This is a genomic window from Rhizobium sp. P40RR-XXII (assembly GCF_012641405.1).
Lineage (GTDB): Bacteria > Pseudomonadota > Alphaproteobacteria > Rhizobiales > Rhizobiaceae > Rhizobium.
Map to the genome: position 1 here is coordinate 96,817 of NZ_JABAII010000005.1, position 19,982 is coordinate 116,798.

Sequence of the window (19,982 nt, forward strand, 5' to 3'; positions counted from 1 at the left end):
CTTTTTTGATGCTTCGGATTTTCATGCGGACATACGGCCCAGAAGGATCGCGTCCTCCTGAGCCCAGCTCAATGAGACGGCATCGCCGACCGCTATGGATTTGGCGGCGTCATCGTCGTTGCTTGCGATTACGGTGAAATCGTCGCTGCCTGCGCCGATGACGGTGATCTTCAGGGTCGCACCGCGATATTCGACATTGGAGACCACGCCGTTGAAACCGAGTCCTTTGTTGTCGGACTGCGAAAGCCGGATACGATCGGTGCGGATGGCGATATCAGCGGCTTCGCCGCTCCGGCGTCCTGTCCCTTTTACGGAAAAGCCCTGCCCTTCCGGCACGGTCATGGTGATGACGCCGTCTTCGCTCGACGTTACCCGGCCCGACAGGACATTATGGTCGCCCATGAAGCGTGCGACGAAGGCCGTTGCGGGGTGCTCGAAAACCTCCCGTGGCGAAGCGGCCTGCTCGATCCGTCCGTCATTCATGATGACCATGATATCGGCGAGCGCCATCGCCTCTTCCTGGCTGTGCGTGACATGGACGAAGGTGATGCCCAATGTCTTCTGCAGCTTCTTCAACTCGGCACGCATGCGGATCTTCAGGAACGGGTCGAGCGCCGACAGCGGCTCGTCCAGCAACAGCGCCTCCGGATCGGTGATAAGCGCGCGCGCCAGCGCGACACGCTGCTGTTGGCCGCCTGAAAGCTGCGCCGGGCGTCGGGCCGCATAGGCCTCCATCTGCATGAGCTTCAGCATTTCGAGCGCCTTGGCACGACGCTCATCCTTTGCGACACCCTTCATCTTCAGGCTGAAGGCCACATTGTCGATAAGGTCGAGATGGGGAAACAGCGCGTAAGACTGGAACATCATCGCCGTGCCGCGCTTGGCCGGCGGGAAGTCCGTCACGACGGTATTTCCAAGCCGGATGTCGCCGGAGGAAATGTCTTCGTGGCCGGCGATCATGCGCAGGGTCGAGGTCTTGCCGCAGCCGGACGGACCAAGGAAGCAGCAATAGGAGCCTGCCGGTATTTTCAGGCTAATCGCGTGAACAGCCGTGGTCGCACCGTAGACCTTCGAAACGGACACTATATCGATCTCTGCCGCTTTCGACATCATCTTCCCCTTTTGTTTGGGAAAGACACTGCATCAATCGTGCCAGTTTCGCTGCAGCGCACTAAATTACTGAGATGCCTGCCTTATTCCGGAGAAGAGGAATTCCTGCCCTTCTTGAGGCAGTTTGATAACTGCTCATCAAATAGGCTATTGTGCTCGATTTGTGCAAATTATTGTATACAATTTAGCATCGTCTTTGCATCAGATTTCGTTTAACTTCGGCCCGAAACCGGGCTATCATTTTTGCCAACCATTCAGGTAAGCGATTATGAATTCTTCAGCAGACGAGTTTCTGACTCCCATCGATTCCGCGGAGACCGGCGCACAGCAGATCCGCGACGCCATTCGCGACGCGATCGTCGAACGCAGGCTTGCACCTGGCACGAAACTGTCTGAGAGCGATGTCGGCGGCCTGTTCAATGTCAGCCGCACTCTGGCGCGCGCCGCCCTGCAGGCGCTTTCCTACGAGGGTCTCGTCAGTGTCGAAAAAAACAGGGGCGCTTTCGTCGCCTATCCATCGCCCGAGGAAGCCAGGCAGATATTCGCAGCGCGCCGCCTGGTGGAGCCAGGCATATTGAAATCAGCAGCCGAGCGGATCACCCCGGTTCAGCTCAGGCAGCTGAGGCACCTTCTCCTGGAGGAAGGCCGGCTGATGGGCGAGCGCGGTCAGTCCGCCCGCCGGGCCGAGATCAAGGCTTCGGGCGATTTCCATCTGATGGTGGCAGGCATTTCCGGCAATCTTATCATGCAGCGCTTCATGGAGGAGCTGGTCGCCCGCTCGTCATTGGTGATCGCGCTCTACGGACAATCGAGCGCCTCCAGCTGCGGCCACTCCGAGCACGGCGACATCATCACCGCTTTGGAGCAGAAGGACATCGATGCGGCCTGTGGTCTGATGCTTCATCATATCGCGCATATCGAAGCCGATCTCGACTTACGCGAGCGCAAAAGCTTCGGCCTGAAAGAAGCGTTCGAGCGGTGAGACGATCGTCTTACAGGCCGCTCCCACTCAGGTCGTCAGCGATAGATCCAAGGAGAAAAAATTGAGCGCGATCGAAACCCTGTTTGCCCGGGCCAAGCTCGCTAACGGCTCTACCAAAGACATCGGCGTCGCGGATGGCCACATCGTGTCGATCGAGGAGGCCGGAGCAACCGTCTCCACATCTCAGACTATCGACCTCGAAGGCGCACTGGTGGTTCCGGGCTTCGTCGAGGGACACATCCATCTCGACACCAGCTTTTATGGTGACGCATGGATACCGCACAAGCCGTGCACCAACGGCTTCGACGTTCATGAACGCGTCGCGTTTCAGGCACAAAACATGGCGCAGGCCGCGCCGATGAACGAAAGAGCCAGAAACCAGCTCGACCTCTGCATCGCCAATGGCAGCACGCATATGCGCAGCCATGTCATGGTGGATGGCTCGGTCGGGCTGAAATCGCTCGAGACTATTCTTGCCGTGCGCGAGGAATATCGCGAGCTGATCGACATCCAGCTCGTTGCCTTTCCCCAAAGCGGCATCCTAAAAAGCCCTGGCACGCCTGAGCTTATAGACGAGGCGATCGCCATGGGCGCAGACCTTGTCGGAGGGCTCGATCCGGCGAGTTTCGACCGCAATATCGAAAAGCATCTCGACGTCGTTTTCGGCGTCGCCGAAAAGCACGGTGTCGATATCGACATCCATCTTCACGAAGGCGGCACGCTCGGCCTCTTCACCATCGAAGAGATCTGCGCCCGAACCCGTGAACTCTCCATGGGCGGACACGTCACGATCAGCCATGCCTATGGGCTTGGCGATCTTTCTATCGACGCCGCAAAGCGGGCGGCGGCACTCATCGCCGCGAGCGGCGTCTCGATCATGACCAACGCACCGGGCGCTCACCCCTTCCCGCCCGTCGCCTTGCTGCGCTCGGCTGGCGTTACCGTCTTCAGCGGCAGCGACAATATTCGCGACTCGTGGTGGCCCTATGGCGATGGCGACATGCTGGGGCGCGCGATGATGATCGGCTATCGTTCCGGCTTCTACACGGACGATGAGCTGAAGGCCGCCTTCGACGTCGTTACGGAGAGTGGCGCCAAGGCATTGCGGCTCAAGGACTATGGCTTGCGCGTTGGCGCAAAAGCCGATTTTGTAACGCTGAAGGCGGAACACGTGCCGGAGGCTGTCGTCGCGGTCCCGAAGGGACGGTCCGTTTTCAAGGCCGGCAAGCTCGTCGCCAGGAACGGCGCTGTCGTGCGGAACTAACCCATGACAGACCCCTATCCCACCCTCTAATGAACGAGGCAGCTTAATGCTCGATCTGGTGATTTCGAATGTCCGCATCGCCAGGCGGGAGGGTTGCTTCGATATCGGTATCAAGGATGGCAGGATTGCCGCGATCGAGCGTGAGTTGATCGCGGACGCGCCGCGTCGCGATATGTGCGGCTGCCTGGCCTTTGGCGGCTTTGTCGATAGCCACATCCATCTCGACAAGGCTTGCATTCTCGATCGCTGCTTCATATGCGAAGGTACGCTGCAAGAGGCCGTCCGTGAGACGGCCAAGGCAAAGGCCGCCTTCACGGTCGAGGATGTCCATGCGCGTGCCGCTCGCGTGGTCGAGAACGCGATCGTCAACGGCACCACGGCAATGCGGACCTTCGTCGAGATCGATCCACGCGCCGGTTATCGATCATTCGAGGCAATCAAGCAGATCAAACGCACCTATGCCTGGGCGATCGATATCCAGATCTGCGCTTTCGTGCAGGAAGGACTGACCAACGAGGCCGAGACAGCGCGCATGCTGGATCATGCATTGCGCAACGGAGCGGATCTCGTCGGCGGCTGCCCTTATACCGATCCCGATCCTCTGGGTCATATCAGCCGGATTTTCGATCTGGCGGAACGCCATGATGTCGATGTCGATTTCCATCTCGATTTCGACCTCAACCCACAGGGCTCCGCAATCCCTGCCGTGCTGGCGGAAACGAAACGCCGGGGCTATGGCGGCCGCGTTTCCATCGGCCACGCCACCAAGCTTGCGGCCATGCCGGCGACCGAGGCCGGCGAGATTGCCGCGGGTCTTGCCGATACGGGGATCGCGGTAACCGTTCTGCCAGCGACCGATCTCTTCCTGCTTGGCCGGGACAGCGATCACCTTATCCCGCGCGGCCTTGCCCCGGCGATGCTGCTGACGGCCAATGGGGTTACCGTGACGGTCGGGACAAACAATGTCCTCAACCCGTTCACCCCCTTTGGCGATGCCTCGCTTGCCCGCATGGCCAATTTCTTCGCCAATATCGCCCAGCTATCGCGGGACGAAGACATCGCTGCAGCGTTCGACATGGTCACGATCAATCCCGCGCACGTGATGGGGCGTGACTATGGCCTCAAGCCGGGTGCCCAAGCCGATATCGTGGTGGTGGATGCGGTCGATTCGCTGTCGCTGGTTCGTGAGATCCGGCAGCCGATCGCCGGCTGGAAGAACGGCAAGCAGACTTTCACGCGCCTGCAGGCTCGCCTGCTGTCACCCGAAAGCTAGAGCGTGATGCCGAAAAGTGTAGGCGGTTTTCGGACGACATCACGCTCTACTTCTTTGATTCTAGAGCAGATTCAGATTTTAGGTCGAACAGACCTAAAATCATCCGGCTCTAGCAGATGAAGGCCGATCGTGTCGCGATGCCTCTATCGCTTCAATTCCCGCTCGAATTTTTCGATCTGCTGAAGAACCCACGGATCGTCTGCGGAATGTTGAGCAACTTCCTGCTGCAGCCGCGGTTGGCGGCGGCACAGGATCCAGTCGACGAAAGCGCGAAGCAGCCGCATGCCTATATCCAAGCTCTTTTCAGTATTTGCGAGGCTCGGCGACCAGACCCGAAAGCCAATCGGACGCCGAGCCTCGACAACCGCAAGGCGTTGCGGCGATTGCCTTTTTGCGTGCGCGAAAATGAACGGTAGCTGAACAATGTTGCACGGTATAATGGTTTTCCCCTGTGTTTCTCGTTATGAGCAAGGGTGCTCTTCCTTGAGATCGACGGCGTTTCCTTCAAGCGAATGGAAGGAATGCTTGCCGATATTTTTCCACCACCTCCCGAGCGGGGTTCACGAATGAAGAGCTTTTTTACGCAAGCGTACCGTTATCGGCAAAACTGACCTAGCCGAGAGCGAGAGCGGCTATTAAGAACGCCGCGTCGCTTCCGATTTCCCCGGAGCGGCACAAGCTTAGCCTCGCCCGTGCGAGGCTTTTTTCTTTTCTGCTCGCATTTTGTTCAGCGGCGCGGCTCGCCGCCGGGTGCATAGGCCGTGTCCTGCTCGAAAGGAAATACGGAGCCGCAACGGCAGCGCATCATATGCTTGCGCGGATCGGGTGATGGACGTTCGGTGGAAAAGCCACCGGGCATGTCATCTACCTTGAAATCCCGGCTGGGAGCCCAGCGGTCGTCGGTTTCGGAAACCTCGGCAAATCCGGTATGAGCGCATTTCGCGCATTCCAGCTTCCGTGAATATCGATCTCGCGCGGCCATTCTCTTCCAATCCGGGACTCACATTCGCCTCCTTCTAGCAGTGCCGTCGCTGCACTTGAAGGCCGTGAACGACCTGCCTCACAGCTCGATGTCCTTCCTCTCGAATTGCAGGCACGGAAAAAAGCGCGTCATTTGAAAAAGAGATTGACCTGATGGCAGATGTCAGACCAATTTATCGACCATGACCAAACCGATGCTGACACCTCTCCCTTCCATCGACCGGACGCGACAAGTCATCGACGCGCTGTCGACCTTCATCGAATCGTCGAAGCTGCAGGCAGGCGACAGGCTGCCGACCGAGCGCGAGCTGATGGCGGCGCTTTCGGTGGGGCGCTCGACCATCCGCGAGGTGATCACCTACTTCCAGGCGCTCGGCGTCATGGAGACGCGCAAAGGCAGCGGCACCTATCTGCTGAAGCCGGTTTCCAAGGCGACCATCCACATGCCGCTTTCCCTCGATCCGCCGCACCTGCGCGATGCGTTGCTGCAGACGCTGGAGGTCCGCCGCGGCATCGAATGCGAGGCCGGCATGGTGGCGGCGAGAAAGCGCACGGACGAGGATATCGTCATCATCGAAGAGAAGCTCAACGAGATGGAGCGCGTCCATATGGCCAAGGGCACGTCCGGCCCGGAGGATCTTGCCTTTCACCTGGCGGTCTACGACGCCACGCACAATCCGCTGTTCCGGCAGCTTCTCGAACAGATGCGCGAAACCTTCGAACGCTTCTGGGATCATCCCTTTGATCGGCAGGATTTCGCCCGTCGGTCCTTCCCTTATCATCGCACGCTGTTCAACGCGATCGTCGACCAGGATCCCGAGGTGGCGCGCGCCGAAACACTGAAAATTCTCGACGTTGTCGAGGAAGACATCAAGGAAATGTCCAAATGACTGACGGGCTAGAGCCGTTCGAACTTGCGTCCCTTATTACAGCCCATGACGACGGCAATTTCGCCGAGGCTGTGGTGCCGCCGATCTTCCAGACGTCGCTCTTCACCTTCTCCAGCTACGACGAGATGATCGCCTCCTATCGCGGCGAAAAGGTACGGCCGATCTATACGCGCGGCCTTAACCCGACGGTGCGCATGTTCGAGGAGATGCTGGCAAAGCTCGAGGGAGCCGAGGATGCTCTCGGTTTTGCCAGCGGCATGGCGGCGATCTCATCGGTCGTGCTGAGCTTCGTCGAGCCGGGAGACCGCATCGTCGCGGTCAAGCATGTTTATCCCGATGCCTTCCGCCTCTTCGGCACGGTTCTGAAGCGCATGAAGGTCGAGGTGACCTATGTCGACGGCCGCGATGAGGAGGCCGTTGCCAAGGCACTTCCCGGCGCCAAGGTCTTCTACATGGAGAGCCCGACCAGCTGGGTCATGGACGCGCATGATGTCGGCGCGCTTGCAGCACTTGCCAAGCAGCATGGCGTCGTCTCGATGATCGACAACAGCTGGGCCACGCCTTACTTCCAGCAGCCGCTGAAGCTCGGCGTCGACCTCGTCGTCCATTCAGCCTCAAAATATCTCGGCGGACATAGCGACGTGGTCGCCGGCGTCGTCGCCGGCTCGAAGGAAATGATCGCGCGCATCAAGGCCGAAGCCTATCCCTATCTCGGCGGCAAGCTTTCGCCCTTCGACGCATGGCTTCTGATCCGCGGCCTGCGCACCTTGCCGATCCGCATGAAGGCGCATGAGGCGGCGGCGATGACGATCGCCAAGCGGCTGCAGGAGCTCGATGCCGTCGCGCAGGTCTGCCATCCGGGCCTTGCCAACCGGCTGCCGGCCGGCCTCAACGGCACCTCGGGCCTGTTTTCTTTCATCTTCCGCGAGGGCGTCGATATCCGCGCCTTCGCCGATCGCCTCACGCTCTTCAAGCTGGGTGTGAGCTGGGGCGGGCATGAGAGCCTGATCGTGCCGGGCGAAGTCGTGCTGCAGCAAAAGGCGCAGCCGAATTCGGCGCATACCTTCGGCATCAATCCGCGCTCCGTACGTCTCCATATCGGCCTCGAAGGAACCGAGGCTCTATGGAAAGAGCTCGAGGAGGCGATCGCCGCCGCCTCGTAAAGTCGTCAATCTGAGAGGAAGACCTAAAAGGGGAACCAACATGAAAAGACTGATAACAGCAGCACTCTTCACCGCCATGATGACGGGCACCGCTTTTGCCGATACGACGCTGAAGCTCGTCGAAGTCATCACCAGCCCGGAGCGTACCGAAACGCTCAAGTCGATCGTCGCCAAGTTCGAGGCCGCAAATCCCGGCACCAAGGTCGACATCATCTCCCTGCCCTGGAACGAGGCCTTCCAGAAATTCGCCACCATGGTTTCGGCCGGCGACACGCCGGACGTGATGGAAATGCCGGACACCTGGCTGTCGCTCTACGGCAATAACGGCATGCTCGAAAGTCTGGAGCCGTACCTGGCGAAATGGGAGCATACGAGTGAATTGACGCCGCGCGCGCTCCAACTCGGCCGCGACGTGAAGAATACCGCCTATATGCTGCCCTACGGCTTTTATCTGCGCGCCATGTTCTACAACAAGAAGCTCCTGAAGGAGGCCAGCATCGCCGAACCGCCGAAGACGATGGACGAGTTCGTCAAGGCATCCGAAGCCGTCTCCAAACTGCCGGGCAAATACGGCTACTGCATGCGCGGCGGTCCGGGCGGTCTCAACGGCTGGATGATCTTCGCCGCCTCCATGGCCGGCGACAACAAATACTTCAAGGATGACGGCACATCGACGATGAACAGCCCCGGCTGGGCCAAGGGCATCGAGTGGATGGTCGATCTCTACAAGAAGGGCTATGCGCCGAAGGACAGCGTCAACTGGGGCTTCAACGAAGTCGTCGCCGGCTTTTATTCCGGCACCTGCGCCTTCCTCGACCAGGACCCGGATGCCTTGATCGCTGTCGCGGAACGCATGAACAAGGATGACTTTGGCGTAGCACCACTGCCGAAGGGTCCGGATGGGAAATCCTTCCCGACCATCGGCTACGCCGGCTGGTCGATGTTCGCGACAAGCCAGAACAAGGATCTGTCCTGGAAGCTGATCGCAACCCTTGAAGGCAAGGAAGGCAATCTGGAATGGAACAAGAAGATCGGTGCGCTTCCGGCCTACACGGCTGCGGAAAAGGACCCCTTCTATGCCGGCGATCAGTTCAAGGGCTGGTTCCAGGAACTGGCCGACAAGGATACGGTTCCGACCGTCATGCCGACCTATCTTGAAGAATTCGCCTTCTTCAAGGATTCGCTCGCCATCAAGACTTCGCAGCAGGCGCTGCTCGGCGATATCTCGGCCAAGGATCTTGCCGACCAGTGGGCCGATTATCTGACCAAGGCCCAGCAGAAATTCCTCGCCAAGAAGTAAGTCTTACATGCGGCGGCGGAGCGATCCGCCGCCTCTCCTGCCCACTTGAAACAGACGGTGTCCGAACGCCGCGAATGGGAACTTTTGCAGATGACTTCGATCACCGACACGCTCGACAGGCGTCACGACCGCAGGCCGTGGCTGAAGCGCCTCGCCGACGCCTCGGAGCCCTATCTCTACAGCGCCCCTGCCCTCATTCTCATCATCGCCGTGATGCTGGTGCCGCTGGCGATCGGCATATCCTACGCCTTCCGCGATATTCAATTGCTCAATCCGTTTTCCGGCGGCTTCATCGGTCTGGAGCACTTTCGCGATCTCTCCAAGGATACGGCGTTCTATTGGGCGCTGAAGAATACGCTTTGGTGGACCGGCGCCTCCGTGGCGCTGCAGTTCATCTTCGGGCTGATCCTGGCGCTGCTGCTGGACAAACCGTTTTTCGGCCGGTCGATCGTGCAGGCGCTGGTATTCCTGCCCTGGGCGGTACCATCGTTTCTGGCCGGCCTTAACTGGTCGTGGCTGTTTAATCCGGTCATCGGTCCGATACCGCATTGGCTCTATGCCTTGGGCTTGATGAGCGAGCCTGGTAACATCCTGTCCGATCCACACTACGCCATGTGGGGGCCGATCGTCGCCAATGTCTGGTGGGGCATCCCCTTCTTCGCCATTACGCTTCTGGCCGCACTTCAGGCCATCCCGCGCGATCTCTATGAGGCAGCATCGATCGATGGTGCCGGCTGGTTCGAGCGCTTCCGCTCGATCACGCTTCCCTTTCTGGCACCGACCATCGCCATCACTGTTCTCCTTCGTACCGTCTGGGTGTCCAACTTCGCCGACCTGATCGTCGTCATGACGGGTGGCGGACCGGCGGATCGCACGCAGATCGTCGCCAGCTACATCTTCACGCAGGCCTTCAAGCGACTGGATTTCGGTTATGCCTCGGCCATCGCGCTGGTGCTGCTGGTCCTTCTTCTCGCCTATTCCATGCTGATCATCCTGCTGCGGCAGACCCTGCTGAACAAGGATTGAGCCATGAGACGATCCGTCCTTCCCACCATCGCGCATCGCCTGGCAATTCTTTGCTACGTCGTCTTCGCGCTCTTTCCGCTCTTCTGGCTGCTGAAGGTCTCGGTGACGCCGAACGACCTGCTCTATACCGAAGGCGTGCGCATGTGGCCCTCGCGCACGACCTGGGAACATTATGCTTTCGTGCTGCAGCACAGCGACTTCCCGACCTTCTTCAAGAATAGCCTGATCGTCTCCGCCTCGACGGCGATTGCCGTCACCATCTGCGCGTCGCTCTCCGGCTACGCGCTCTCGCGCTTCAATTTCCGCGCCAAATACTGGATCGTGGCGCTGATGCTGCTGACCCAGATGTTTCCGCTGGTCATGCTCGTCGCGCCGATCTTCAAAATCCTTTCGCCGCTGCATCTGACCAACAGCCTGACCGGCCTTGTCATCGTCTACACGGCATTCAACGTGCCCTTCGCCACCTTCCTGATGCAGTCCTTCTTCGACGGCATTCCCAAGGATCTGGAGGAGGCTGCCATGATCGACGGCGCGACGCAGTTCACCGCCTTCAGGCAGATCATCCTACCGCTGACGCTGCCCGGCATCGCGGCAACGCTCGGCTTCGTCTTCACGGCGGCGTGGAGCGAGCTGCTCTTCGCGCTCATGCTGATCAACGGCAACCAGGCAGCGACCTTCCCGGTCGGGCTTCTCACCTTCGTCTCGAAATTCTCCGTGGATTTCGGGCAGATGATGGCGGCGGGCGTCATGGCGCTCATTCCGGCCGCGCTCTTCTTCCTGCTCATCCAACGCTATCTCGTGCAGGGCCTGACGGCCGGCGCGGTCAAGGGTTAGTCATATGGCATCGATCGATATTCAGAACGTCAAGAAGGCCTATGGCCATGTGCAAGTCCTGCACGACATCGATCTCAGGATCAAGGACGGCGAATTCGTCGTCCTCGTCGGCCCCTCCGGCTGCGGCAAATCCACTTTGCTCCGGATGATTGCCGGCCTCGAAGACATCAGCGGCGGCGAGATCCGCATCGCGGACAACCGCGTCAACGAGCTGCATCCGAAGGATCGGGATATCGCCATGGTGTTCCAGTCCTATGCGCTTTATCCGCACATGAATGTCGCCGGCAATATGAGTTACAGCCTGCGGCTGCGGAAGATGGCGAAGGATAACATCGCCAAGGCGGTCGCCGGTGCGGCCACAAAGCTCGGTCTCGATCCGCTGCTCGAACGCCGGCCGAAGGCGCTCTCGGGCGGCCAGCGTCAGCGTGTCGCCATGGGCCGCGCCATCGTGCGGCAGCCGAAAGCCTTCCTCTTCGACGAGCCGCTGTCGAACCTCGACGCTCGCTTGCGCGAGCAGATGCGCGCCGAAATCAAGAGGTTGCACGGCGATCTTAAGGCGACGTCGATCTATGTCACCCACGACCAGATCGAGGCGATGACGCTGGCGGACCGGATCGTCGCCATGCATGGCGGGGTGGTGCAGCAGGTCGGCAGCCCGCTGGAACTCTACGACCGTCCCGCCAACCTCTTCGTCGCCGGCTTCATCGGCTCTCCGGGGATGAATTTTCTCGATGCAACTTACGAAGGCAATGGCGTCAAGCTCAAGGACGGCACGCTCGTTCCGCTTTCGGAGCCGCTGAAATTGGCCGCCGGCACGAAGGTCACGCTCGGCATTCGGCCCGAGCATGTCGTGCTATCGTCAGATCAGTCCTGCATGTCCGCCAATGTCGAACTTGTCGAACCCACGGGCTTCGGCATCATCCTGCATCTTTCGCTGCATGGCCTGCCGTTCAAGGTATTCACGCTCGATCGCAGCGCACTGAGCGCCGGTCCGCAGGTGAAGGTCGCCTTCCCGCCGCAGTATCTGCATGTCTTCGGCGAGGATGGAACAAGAGCGGCATAAGGACTGTCCGTTCGGCCGAGATGATCGCCGCGGCGGCGCGGCACGCCTCGCAAAGTCGGAAAAGCCTTGGGACGCCCATGGATTCCTCCGGTGTCGCAGAAGCTTCATTCTGATGCGACACTATGTGCTGCTTATGTGCACTGAGGGAGGATGTCGTGCCGCTTAACAACTACGCCGTGCTCAAGGGCAGACCCATCAACAATCGATTGGCAACCGGCTCAAGCCCGCATTATCAGGTGCTGGTTTCGGAGAACGGGACGCCGTATCGCATCGCCATCAATGTGCGTTCGCAGGATGGAAGCGAGGTCGAATTCCTCGTGCGCTCCCGCTTCGAACACCCGATCACCGCGCAGTTGGCGGAGCTGCCGGAAGGCTTGCACGCGACAGCAAGCCGGCCGGGCGGCGTCGCGCTCGATTTCATCCGCGGCAATCTCATGCAGCCCTGGGAACTGAAACCACTTCCGATCTCGGCGGCAGGTCCGGATAATGATCTCAACGAAAAGATCGATAGCTACATTCAGCGCGCCATGTCGGACGAGGAGGCAATGATCTACGCCTTCGGCGAGACCTGGGGACCGGAGAACGACAAGGCCGATCAGTATTTCGGCTTCAAGCCCGGCCGCGGCATTCACGACATTCATTTCAACCAGGGCAACCCGTCTGGCAAATATGCCTCGCAGAACGGCCCCTGGCAGGACGGTGGGCTGATACTGGAATTTCCCCGCGAGCAGCAATGGGTTGCGATCTTCATGAAATTCCAGACGCAGGCATGGCACTCGGACGATGCGGACGGGTCCGTCATCGTGCCGCGGGATCAAGATCATCCGAACCTGCCGCACACGCCGGTCGATCGCGACGCCATTCCTACCTTCGACGTGCCGGATGGCCTGGTGCGCATTATCGCTGCCTATGTCAACGACGTGAAGACGCCCGAGCGGGAAACCGTCACGCTGCTGAATACCGCCGACGTGCCGGTCGACCTCACCGGCTGGCAGATCAAGGACAAACAGAAAAATGCGATGGTGCTCAGCGGTTCGATCACCGCCGGAGCGACGCAGGTGATCGAAATCCGGTCGCCCGTCACCCTATCCAACAAGGGCGGGATCATTACCCTGCTCAACGCACAGGGCCTCAAGGTTCACGGCGTTTCCTATACTAAGGAGCAGGCAAAGCAGCCCGGGCGCACCATCCCGTTCCAGGGGTAAGAGTTTCGGCTAATGCCGAAAGCCGATATCGGGCATTGCCCGGCGCCAGAGCGCCGAGCTGGTTTCTCCCATCAGGCGAAAGGTTCGGTCGGCCCCTTGGATGGCTGGGTAAACCAGCGCGGGCCGTCCGCCGTCATGTAGATATGATCCTCCAGCCGGATGCCGAATTTCCGCGGAAAGACGATCATCGGCTCGTTCGAAAAGCACATGCCGGGCGCAAGCGCCGTTGCATTGCCGCGCACGATGTAGGGCTCCTCATGGATTTCCAGCCCGAGGCCGTGGCCGGCGCGGTGCGGCAAGCCCGGCAGCTTGTAGTCGGGGCCGAGCGCATGTTTCGCCAGTACGGCCCGTGCCGCATCATCCAGGCTTGAACAGGCAGCACCGAGCTTCGCGGCCTCGAAAACCGCTTGCTGCGCCTCGCGCTCGATCGCCCATGCGTCTTCAAATCCGCTGTCACCGGCCTTCAGCTTGTATGTTCTCGTCAGGTCGGAATGATAGCCGTCGATGCGTGCGCCCGTGTCCACCAGGATGACGTCATCTTCGCCGAGCGTCTGATCGCCGTCTGCGCCATGCGGAAGCGATGTCGCCTCGCCGAAGGACACGATGCAGAAGGTCGATCCGCCATGGGCGCCTGCCTCGCGATGCCGCTGGTCGATGAACGCGACCACGTCCGAGGCGCGGATTCCCGGCTTGAGCAAGGCATGGGCCTGCTTGTGCACATCGAGAGTCAAGTTCATCGCATATTGGATAAGCGCGATTTCCGCGACAGATTTGATCCGGCGCAGGCTGTTGATGAGCGGTCCGCCATTGGCCAGCCTTTCGGCCCCAAGCTCGGTCGCCAATGCGTTGTAGAAGTAGAGCGGCATGTTGTCGTCAAGTGCCAGAACGCCCGAACTACCAAGGACACGCGCGATTAATGCCGCACTGCTCTCTTCTTCCTGCCATTCGAGGATTTCGGCCGGCAGATGCGGCAGCGTCGCCACGCGGCTGCGCTCGAAACTGGGGACGATGTAATAGAGGGTGGTCGGCGTCACGAGTGCCCCCAGAAACCTCTCGCTCGCATGCCAAACGAGCCCGGTGAAATAACGCAGGCTTTCGGTCGGCCCGAGCAGCATGCCGGCTAGTCCGTGCGCATCGAGCAGCTGGCGAAGCCGCGAAAGGCGTTCGTGCCTTTCCTGTTCGGTGGTCCGGGGTACGGGATGCTGCCACGACATTTCACTCTCCTCAGTAACCTTGGCCTATGCTAGTCGGCTTCGACACTATTGCCGCTGTGGGCAAGATGTCGACAATGAAAATATTGACGCCATAGGGGCTATCCACGACTGTTTGGCGCTTTCGCCATATAGCGCTCTCCGACTCAGCCGTCTCGCCGATCGCTAAATTATCTGACAGCGCGGATGCGGTTCCAATGGTTCACTGGCTCCATCGAAACAAACCGTGGAGTATCGCCATGCAAGTCGCAAACATCACAATTCTTTCCGAATGCAGCCACGCCGTCCGCAAGGTCCAGCGCAAACCAGCTTCGGTCTTCGTCGATCTGATACGTATCCTCGCGCGCAAAATGGCCGAGCGAAGAAACCGCAATGCGCTGCTCGAGCTTTCGGACGATCAGTTGAAGGATATAGGGCTTTCTCGCGGGCAAGCCGGAAGCGATGTCCATATTTACAGCCGCTACTAAAAAGATGAATCAGAACGTGCTAAGTTCACGACATGCAACCGGCCCAAACGGTGGGATGAGGATTACGGCATGCTACAATTTTCGACAGCCGTGCTGCTGAAGACGAAAACGGTCCTCATCCGCGATGTCGTCTGCAATGGCGACTGTCGGCACAAGAGCGATGAGGAATGCGCCCACAAGACAAGCCTCGTCTATACCTATCGCGGCGTCTTCAAGCGCCATGTCGGTCAAAGCGAGGCCGTTTCGGAAGCCAATCAGGTTGTCTTCTTCAATCGCGGCCAGGACTACAGGATCAGCCACCCCGTCGAGGGTGGCGATTCCTGTTTAGATCTCATGATCGACGAGGCCATGCTGCATGAGCTCGCGCCAAAGGAACAGATACAATCCGGCGAAGGCGTCGTCTTCCGGCGCCAGCGCCGCCGCATCGACCCGCGAGCGCAAGCGCTTGTGGCGATGCTTCGCCACGGGCTCAGCCGCAACATAGCCGAAAGCCTGGAGGGCGAAACACTGGCGCTGACGCTGGTGCGTCGCTCGCTCGGCGAGAGTACCTCGCATGAGGCAGGCGCAAGCTTCGGCCGGCAGAAACTGGTCGATCGGGCGAAACTCGTCCTGTCCTCTGATCTAGCCCGGCGGTGGACGCTTGCCGAGATCGCCAAGGAGGTCGGCGTCTCGCCGGTATATCTGACGCAGGTTTTCCAGCAGGTCGAAGCCATTCCGCTCTATCGCTATCAATTGCGGCTGCGGCTGGCGCGAGCGCTCGATCTTCTCGGTTCCTACGACGACCTGACCATGCTCGGACTCGATCTCGGCTTTTCCAGCCATAGCCACTTCAGCGCCGCCTTCAAGCAGACCTATGGGCTGACGCCGGCGGAGTTTCAGCGCTCAGCGCAATTGAAGCCGAAGCGCTACACGGTTCGCTAAAGATTCCGACAGCGTATATGCCTCGATCGGTGATTTCCTGATCTTGCCCCTGTGGGGGATCAATGAGGAAAGGATCACGACATGAAGAAAACAACATGCGCTGCCTGTGACTGCGAACTCGGTGCAGATACGATCAAGGTCAATCTCGGCGGCAAATCAGTCGAGGTGTGCTGCGAGGAATGTGCGGCTGCCTTGAAGGAAGCCGGTCAATCGACATCAGCCGCTGCGACCGGCAAGGAATAGAAGCTGCCGGGCCGCCCGGGACCGGCATGCCGACAACATCCAGGAAGGAGCCGCACACTCGATGCGGCTCTTTTCATAGGCGACGTGCTCGCTTGTGCAGAAATCGCTGCCTCATGACCCGCAGCGGTACCGATTTTGGATCGATTCTTGACCTGGCCGCAGTTTTCGCTCCCCGCGTGTTCCGTCAAGAAAAGTTGTAATAAATTGTTGCTGCCAGGCTCCTGGCAAACTTCATTCGCAACATTCCCCCGGCGGGAAGCATTCGGAAATATCAGGACGTATTGCGTTCATACGGTCCCGCTAGCCTCAGCATCAGTCAATCGTAATGAAGGCACTGATCATGAGGCAACGACATATCGTCGCAACTTTGTTGATAACGGCTATCGGCGGCATCGCCGCTTCGGCACTTGCCGGCGAGCCGGCCGTTACGCTGGACGCTCAGACCCCACCGGTCGCCGAGATGGCATCACCACGACCGCCGGCTCACATGTCGCCGGAAGGTTGGGGCTTCCCCGGTCCACCTCCCCAAGGCCCGATGATGGCCTTTGGCGAAGACATGCCAATGCCGCCGCGTGGCTTTCCTCATCCGCCAAATCCGGCCCTGGAACTGGCGGACAAGTTGTCGGCGATGGAAACCTTGATCGGCGTTCGCAGCGCTCAGCTTGATGCCTGGAGGGACTATACCAGCGCGCTCACGGATTTTCTGGCCTTCCCAAAGCATCGGCCCCCTGGCCCGCCGCCCGCCAATGACGATGCCGCGCGGCAGCCCGATCACGATGACGACAAGCCGACTGAGCTCTTTGGCGAGCGTATCGCCGATGGCGTTCTTGATCGTGCCGCCAAGGCAACTGCCCTCAAGGACAAGGCGACGGCTCTCCGCAAAGTTTTGACGGCGGATCAGCTTGCAAGGCTTGAGGATGTCGAACGATCGCTCGTTCCCGGCCCTCTTGCATTCCGCTGACCGCAATAGAGGTTCGATCAGGGAAAACCCCGCTGCTTAGTCGATCCAGACCATTTCCTCTCCGCCTCCAATCGATCGAGATTCCCCCGGACGCCCTTGTCGGTTGGAAGGAGTAGCCCCTCTGGGGCTGAATGGTCCGGGAGCGCCCCGCCCGGCGCTCCCGGACCATTCGCGTGCAAGATCCGCCCTTTCGGCGGGAAAAGCCGACTGTCCGTCGCCTGCACGAGGATCGGCAAAAGCCGGCGCAAAGACCAATTGAGCAGGGATAAAAATCTTGTCGACATGTTCGCGTGCAAGCAAAAGCTTGCCAAATATAGCCATAGCCGCCGCACTTGCCGGGATGCTGACAAGCTGCGTCGTCGGCCCGGATTACCGGACACCCGACCTTGCCATGCCGTCGCATTGGGGCAGCAAAGCCAGAACGAAGCCTTCGAAGGCGCCGCGATTGTCCCAATGGTGGAAGCAACTCAAGGATCCGACGCTTGATGCACTGATCGAGGCGGCGCTGGCCAGCAACCTGGATGTGGCGACGGCCAAGGCAAAAATCCGCGAAGCGCGCGCCACCTACCGCGAGCAGAAAGGCGCATTGCTGCCGAGCGTCGAGGGAACCGGTTCGGGGACGCGAACACGCACGTCGGCCGCATCAAGCGGCACCACCGACGCGACCTTCTCCACGCTTTATAACGGCGGTTTCGACGCCAGCTGGGAGCTCGATCTCTTCGGTGGCAACAAGCGCGCCACCGAGGCGGCAAAATATGGTGTCGATGCTGCCGACGAGCAGCTACGCGACACCATGCTGACATTGATCGGCGACGTCGCGTCCTACTATGTCCAGGCGCGCGAATACCAGGCTCTGCGCGATCTCGCCAAGCGCACCGCCGTATCCCAACGCAAGAGCGCAGCCCTGACGCGTATGGAGTATCTGGCAGGCAGCGCCACCGGCGTCGACTCGGCCAAGGCCGATGCTCTCGCCAGCAGCACCGAGTCGGATATTCCGACCTACGAAATCTCCTATGCGGAAGCGGTCCATCGCCTGAGCGTGCTGCTGGGCAAGCCGCCGGCCACGCTTGAAGACACGCTCAGGACGGGCGGCTCCATTCCGAGCCCCAGGATGAATATCTCGACCGGTATTCCGGCCGATATCCTGACGTCTCGGCCGGACGTCCGTCTCGCGGAGCGGCAACTTGCACAATACACGGCGAAGATCGGTCAGGCTGAAGCCAATCGCTATCCGTCCATCTCGCTAACAGGCGACATTTCTTCGTCGGCCGCCAATATCGGCGATCTGGCGAAAAAGTCCTCCATCGGATGGACGTTCGGCCCGTCACTGACGGTGCCGATCTTCCAGGGCGGCCAGCTGAAGGCCGCCGTCGATGTCGCCAAGGCGGAGCGGGATCAATTTTTCATCGCCTATCAGTCGGCCGTGCTTTCGGCCATGGAAGATGTCGAGAACGCAGTCGTGTCCCTCACTCAGGAGCGGCTGAAATATGCCAAGCTCGTTTCTTCCAGCAGCTCCTATCGCCGTGCATCGGATCTCTCGCGCACGCTGAACCAGGCGGGCGTTACGGATTTCCTCGATGTGCTCGATGCCGAACGTTCGCTCTACAGCGCCGAGGAGTCCGTCATTCAAAGCAAGGCTTCGATCGCCACCGATTATATCTCGCTCAACAAGGCGCTCGGCGGAGGCTGGGACGGGCAGGTCGATGTTTCCAAACCTGCGGTGGTCGATACCAATACCGGCCCGCACCTAACGATGGCCAAGTAGTTCCATGCTGAACATCTTAGATCGCGAAGCGCCAACGACCATCAATCCCAAGCGCGCCGAAAATCCAGCACCGGCAAAGTCGCCGTCACGCCGGCGTATCAAGCTGGCACGTCCGGCGCTCGCAGGCGTGCTGGCACTTGCCATCGTGGGCGTCATCCTCTTCTGGCATGGCTACTTCGACCGGCAGACATCATCCGCCATCACCGCGCCGGTGACGCGCGGCAATGTCGAGGAGGCGGTCCTCGCCTCCGGCACATTCAAGCCAACCAAACTGGTTGCCGTCGGTGCACAGGTTTCCGGGCGGATTACCGCGCTTCACGTCAAGCTCGGCGATACGGTGAAGAAGGATACGCTGGTTGCCGAAATCGATTCGACCACGCAAAGCAACGACCTGAAGACCGCGCAGGCCTCCCTCGCAAACGTCAAGGCACAGCGTCAGGAAAGCGAGGCCGATCTTGCGAACGCACAGCTCACGCTCGTCCGCCAGCAGACGGTGTTCCGCAATCAGGCGGGCTCCAAGGCCGACCTTGATAGCGCGGAAGCGAGCGTCAAGAAGATCACCGCGCAGATCGCGGCTCTCGATGCGCAGATCACCTCTGCCGAAGTTGCGGTCGAAACAGCGCGCGCCAATCTTTCCTACACGCGCATCACGGCGCCGATGGACGGCACCGTGCTTGCCATCGTCAACCAGCAGGGCCAGACGGTCAATGCGGCCCAATCGGCGCCGACCATCGTCATTCTGGGGCAGCTTGATACGATGATCGTCCGCACTGAAATATCGGAAGCCGATGTCGTCAAGGTCAAGGCCGGACAGCCTCTCTATTTCACCATTCTGGGTGATCCCGGCACGCGCCATGACGCCACGCTGCAATCGATCGAACCGGCACCGGAGTCGATCACCAGTGACAGCAGCGTCACCTCCTCGACCACCACTTCGTCTTCCAGCAGCAGCACGACATCGTCGTCCTCGTCCTCGGCGATCTACTACAACGGGGTTTTCGCGGTGCCCAACCGCGAGAAATATTTCCGAACCTACATGTCGGCCGAAGTTCACATCGTGCTCGGCGAGGCCAAGAATGTGCTCACCATCCCCTCCTCGGCATTGGGCGCCAGGTCGGCAGACGGTTCCTATGTCGTTCAGACGCTGGGCGACGATGGTAAGCGAAACCAGCGCAAGGTCACCGTCGGCCTCAACAACAATGTCTCCGCCGAGATCCGGTCCGGCCTATCGGAGGGTGAGAATGTCGTTATCGGCGAGGCGAGCGCCACGACGACGAAGAGCAGCAGCAATGGCGGCCCGCCGCCGCCCATGGGATTCTAAGC

The 19,982-nt window shown here is 60.0% G+C and carries 20 protein-coding genes; 16 read left to right on the forward strand and 4 right to left on the reverse strand.

The features are described 5' to 3' along the window. Positions 1 to 21: 21 nt before the first annotated feature. Positions 22 to 1,110: an ABC transporter ATP-binding protein gene (locus tag HGP16_RS11580; protein WP_168840155.1), complete on the reverse strand. Its 1,089-nt coding sequence runs from the start codon at positions 1,108 to 1,110 to the stop codon at positions 22 to 24. A gap of 268 nt (positions 1,111 to 1,378) precedes the next feature. Between HGP16_RS11580 and HGP16_RS11585 the strand changes: the two genes are divergently transcribed. The 3 genes from HGP16_RS11585 to HGP16_RS11595 all read left to right on the forward strand — a co-directional run bounded on the left by HGP16_RS11585 (position 1,379) and on the right by HGP16_RS11595 (position 4,629). Next, complete coding sequence (locus HGP16_RS11585; RefSeq protein ID WP_168840156.1) at positions 1,379 to 2,092, forward strand: GntR family transcriptional regulator; 714 nt, start codon at positions 1,379 to 1,381, stop codon at positions 2,090 to 2,092. Between the two features lie 61 nt (positions 2,093 to 2,153). Further along, positions 2,154 to 3,356, forward strand: a complete 1,203-nt coding sequence (locus tag HGP16_RS11590) for an amidohydrolase family protein (RefSeq protein WP_168840157.1) — start codon at positions 2,154 to 2,156, stop codon at positions 3,354 to 3,356. A gap of 46 nt (positions 3,357 to 3,402) precedes the next feature. Next, positions 3,403 to 4,629, forward strand: a complete 1,227-nt coding sequence (locus HGP16_RS11595; protein ID WP_168840158.1) for an amidohydrolase family protein — start codon at positions 3,403 to 3,405, stop codon at positions 4,627 to 4,629. Between the two features lie 143 nt (positions 4,630 to 4,772). On the opposite strand, the gene HGP16_RS11600 is transcribed toward HGP16_RS11595, so the two are convergent. Together HGP16_RS11600 and HGP16_RS11605 are read right to left on the reverse strand one after the other, a co-directional pair. Continuing rightward, positions 4,773 to 4,913 carry a hypothetical protein gene (locus HGP16_RS11600; protein WP_168840159.1) on the reverse strand — a complete coding sequence of 47 codons (141 nt, stop codon included), beginning with the start codon at positions 4,911 to 4,913 and terminating at the stop codon, positions 4,773 to 4,775. 443 nt (positions 4,914 to 5,356) lie between these two features. Continuing rightward, on the reverse strand, positions 5,357 to 5,611 hold the full coding sequence (locus HGP16_RS11605; protein WP_168840160.1) for a hypothetical protein: 255 nt from the start codon (positions 5,609 to 5,611) through the stop codon (positions 5,357 to 5,359). Positions 5,612 to 5,804: 193 nt separating this feature from the next. Between HGP16_RS11605 and HGP16_RS11610 the strand changes: the two genes are divergently transcribed. The 7 genes from HGP16_RS11610 (at position 5,805) to HGP16_RS11640 (ending at position 13,091) form a co-directional block, all read left to right on the forward strand. Continuing rightward, a complete protein-coding gene (locus tag HGP16_RS11610; protein ID WP_168840161.1) occupies positions 5,805 to 6,500 on the forward strand; it encodes a FadR/GntR family transcriptional regulator in 696 nt (231 codons plus the stop codon). Next, positions 6,497 to 7,663 carry a PLP-dependent transferase gene (locus HGP16_RS11615; protein WP_168840162.1) on the forward strand — a complete coding sequence of 389 codons (1,167 nt, stop codon included), beginning with the start codon at positions 6,497 to 6,499 and terminating at the stop codon, positions 7,661 to 7,663. The genes HGP16_RS11610 and HGP16_RS11615 overlap by 4 nt, the downstream gene beginning before the upstream one ends. Positions 7,664 to 7,703: 40 nt before the next feature. Continuing rightward, positions 7,704 to 8,963, forward strand: coding sequence for a sugar ABC transporter substrate-binding protein (locus tag HGP16_RS11620; RefSeq protein WP_168840163.1), 1,260 nt, complete (start codon positions 7,704 to 7,706; stop codon positions 8,961 to 8,963). 90 nt (positions 8,964 to 9,053) lie between these two features. Then, on the forward strand, positions 9,054 to 9,989 hold the full coding sequence (locus tag HGP16_RS11625) for a carbohydrate ABC transporter permease (protein WP_168840164.1): 936 nt from the start codon (positions 9,054 to 9,056) through the stop codon (positions 9,987 to 9,989). Positions 9,990 to 9,992: 3 nt separating this feature from the next. Next, on the forward strand, positions 9,993 to 10,823 hold the full coding sequence (locus tag HGP16_RS11630) for a carbohydrate ABC transporter permease (protein WP_168840165.1): 831 nt from the start codon (positions 9,993 to 9,995) through the stop codon (positions 10,821 to 10,823). 4 nt (positions 10,824 to 10,827) lie between these two features. Then, positions 10,828 to 11,886: an ABC transporter ATP-binding protein gene (locus HGP16_RS11635; protein ID WP_168840166.1), complete on the forward strand. Its 1,059-nt coding sequence runs from the start codon at positions 10,828 to 10,830 to the stop codon at positions 11,884 to 11,886. Positions 11,887 to 12,041: 155 nt separating this feature from the next. Continuing rightward, positions 12,042 to 13,091: a DUF2278 family protein gene (locus HGP16_RS11640; protein ID WP_168840167.1), complete on the forward strand. Its 1,050-nt coding sequence runs from the start codon at positions 12,042 to 12,044 to the stop codon at positions 13,089 to 13,091. Positions 13,092 to 13,162: 71 nt separating this feature from the next. On the opposite strand, the gene HGP16_RS11645 is transcribed toward HGP16_RS11640, so the two are convergent. Next, positions 13,163 to 14,305, reverse strand: a complete 1,143-nt coding sequence (locus HGP16_RS11645; RefSeq protein ID WP_168840168.1) for a Xaa-Pro peptidase family protein — start codon at positions 14,303 to 14,305, stop codon at positions 13,163 to 13,165. Between the two features lie 236 nt (positions 14,306 to 14,541). Here HGP16_RS11645 and HGP16_RS11650 point away from each other — a divergent pair, with 236 nt between their 5' ends. From HGP16_RS11650 to HGP16_RS11675, 6 genes are all read left to right on the forward strand, one after another. Continuing rightward, positions 14,542 to 14,769, forward strand: a complete 228-nt coding sequence (locus HGP16_RS11650; protein WP_168840421.1) for a DUF1127 domain-containing protein — start codon at positions 14,542 to 14,544, stop codon at positions 14,767 to 14,769. A gap of 69 nt (positions 14,770 to 14,838) precedes the next feature. Beyond that, a complete protein-coding gene (locus tag HGP16_RS11655) occupies positions 14,839 to 15,690 on the forward strand; it encodes a helix-turn-helix transcriptional regulator (protein ID WP_168840169.1) in 852 nt (283 codons plus the stop codon). An 81-nt stretch (positions 15,691 to 15,771) separates the two neighbouring features. Continuing rightward, on the forward strand, positions 15,772 to 15,933 hold the full coding sequence (locus HGP16_RS11660) for a hypothetical protein (RefSeq protein WP_168840170.1): 162 nt from the start codon (positions 15,772 to 15,774) through the stop codon (positions 15,931 to 15,933). A gap of 340 nt (positions 15,934 to 16,273) precedes the next feature. Then, complete coding sequence (locus HGP16_RS11665) at positions 16,274 to 16,894, forward strand: hypothetical protein (RefSeq protein ID WP_168840171.1); 621 nt, start codon at positions 16,274 to 16,276, stop codon at positions 16,892 to 16,894. A gap of 340 nt (positions 16,895 to 17,234) precedes the next feature. Further along, the gene (locus HGP16_RS11670; protein ID WP_168840422.1) at positions 17,235 to 18,659 is read left to right on the forward strand and encodes an efflux transporter outer membrane subunit; all 1,425 of its coding nucleotides are present in this window, start codon (positions 17,235 to 17,237) and stop codon (positions 18,657 to 18,659) included. A 4-nt stretch (positions 18,660 to 18,663) separates the two neighbouring features. Continuing rightward, on the forward strand, positions 18,664 to 19,980 hold the full coding sequence (locus HGP16_RS11675; protein ID WP_246703467.1) for an efflux RND transporter periplasmic adaptor subunit: 1,317 nt from the start codon (positions 18,664 to 18,666) through the stop codon (positions 19,978 to 19,980). Positions 19,981 to 19,982 lie beyond the last annotated feature (2 nt).